The following is a 1790-nucleotide window of genomic DNA, read 5'->3' as shown; positions in this document are numbered from 1 at the left end:
TCCGACGGGTGCCCTGGCCTGTCGGACGGGGATCAGCGGGCCGGTGCGGCAGCCCCGACCGGCCCGGTGAACCGTCCCCGCCCGCCTCGTCCGGTTGACCCCGTCCCTGCCTGGCCCGTCCGCGCCCGCTCCTCCGCCTGGACCTGTTCCCGCCCCGCCGGACCGTCCGCCCCGGCCTGTCGCGCCCGGCTGTCTGGCTGCCTTCCGTTTCCGTCTGGCCCGTCCGCCCGGTCTGTCGGCGCCCGCTCCTCCGGCTGGACCTGTTCCCGCCCGCCGGACCGTCCCCGACGTGGGCCGTCCGCCCGAGGCGCCGGTCTGGCCGCGCTTCCGGATCCGCGCCGCTCCCTCGTACGGTTCGTACGGTTACGCCCCCTGCGGCGGCACACTGTCGCCCCTCCGCCCCTCTCTCGGCCAGTCGAGTCCCGGCATTCACTACTGCCTCATCTGCCCCAGCGCCACCCTTCCCACCTCGGAGGACGAGGGAAAGGAGGGGAGGAGACAGTTGGTCTAGACCGCTGCTACGGTGCCCGCACCACCAACGATCAGCGAGGGGACCCGCCGTGACCCAGCCAACGCCCACCCGAGCTTTCCTGGGGTCGTTCACGTCCGCCGGTGGACGCGGTGTGATCGCCACCGTCGTGGACCCCGGCACCGGGGCGCTGACCGAGACGGGTGTCAGTGATGTGGTCGCGGACCCCTCGTACCTCACCCTCGGTACCGTCGACGGCAGGCCCGTCCTCTACGCGGTCTCCGAGACCTCCGAGGGCGGGGTGGCGGCCTTCGAGGTCGAGGACGGGAAGCCGCGGGCGCTCGGCGGCCGGGTCCCCGTCTGCGGGGCCAGCCCCACCCACCTCTCCGTGGTGGAGGGACACATCCTCACCGCCAACTACGGCTCCGGCAGTCTGAGCGTGCTCCCCATCGCCGCCGACGGCGCGCCCGGACCGGTCAGCGGTGTCCTCCAGTTCGACGGTTCGGGGCCCGACCCCGACCGCCAGCACGGTCCGCACGCCCATCAGGTGGTGCCCGACCCCAGCGGCCGCTGGGTGCTCGCGGTGGATCTCGGCACCGACACCGTCCATGTGTGCGTACTGCACGCCGAGCGCGGCGAGCTCACCGCGCACCGCCGTACCGCGCTGCGGCCGGGCACCGGCCCCCGCCATCTCGCCTTCCACCCGGACGGTCGGCACGCCTACGTCCTCAACGAGCTGGAGCCCACGGTCACCATCTGCCGCTGGGACGCCGAGGAGGGCCTCCTGGAGCCGGTCGCCGAGGCGCCGGTGCTGCCGGAGGGGACCGAGGGGCGCTCCTACCCGTCGGAGCTGGCCGTCGCGCACGACGGCCGCTGGCTGTGGGTGGCCAACCGGGGCCATGACAGCATCGCGGTGCTCTCCCTCGACGACTCCGGTGAGCGCGCCGAACTCGTCACGACCGTGCCCTGTGGCGGGCGCTGGCCGCGCGACCTGGTGCTCGACGCCTCAGGTGAGCGCCTCTACGCGGCCAACGAGCGTTCCGGGGATGTCACCTGGTTCACCGTCGACCCCGCGACCGGGGTGCCGGAGCGCGCCGGTTCCTTCCCCGCCCCGGCCGTCTCCCGGGTCGTCTTCGGCTGAGCCGTCCGGCCCCGCCGCGCGCCCCGGACCGGCGGGCACCGTCCGGTCCTGTCCCGGCCGCACCGCCCGGCCCGCTGGTCCACGCGGTCCGGGCCACCGCTCACCGTCCGTCCGCGCCCTCCGGCGCCCGACGGCCCGGCACACGGACGGCCTGATACGCCGATGGCCCGCGCCCTCAGG

Annotated in this window: 1 protein-coding gene; it reads left to right on the top strand. The window is 75.0% G+C overall.

Annotated elements, in window-relative coordinates; genetic code table 11:
- Positions 1-560 precede the first annotated feature (560 nt).
- Complete coding sequence (locus tag ACFVIM_RS34985) at positions 561-1610, top strand: lactonase family protein (RefSeq protein WP_384310374.1); 1050 nt, start codon at positions 561-563, stop codon at positions 1608-1610.
- Positions 1611-1790 lie beyond the last annotated feature (180 nt).

Source organism: Streptomyces sp. NPDC057638 (assembly GCF_042800315.1).
GTDB lineage: Bacteria > Actinomycetota > Actinomycetes > Streptomycetales > Streptomycetaceae > Streptomyces.
This window is presented reverse-complemented; position numbering and strand designations above follow the sequence as displayed.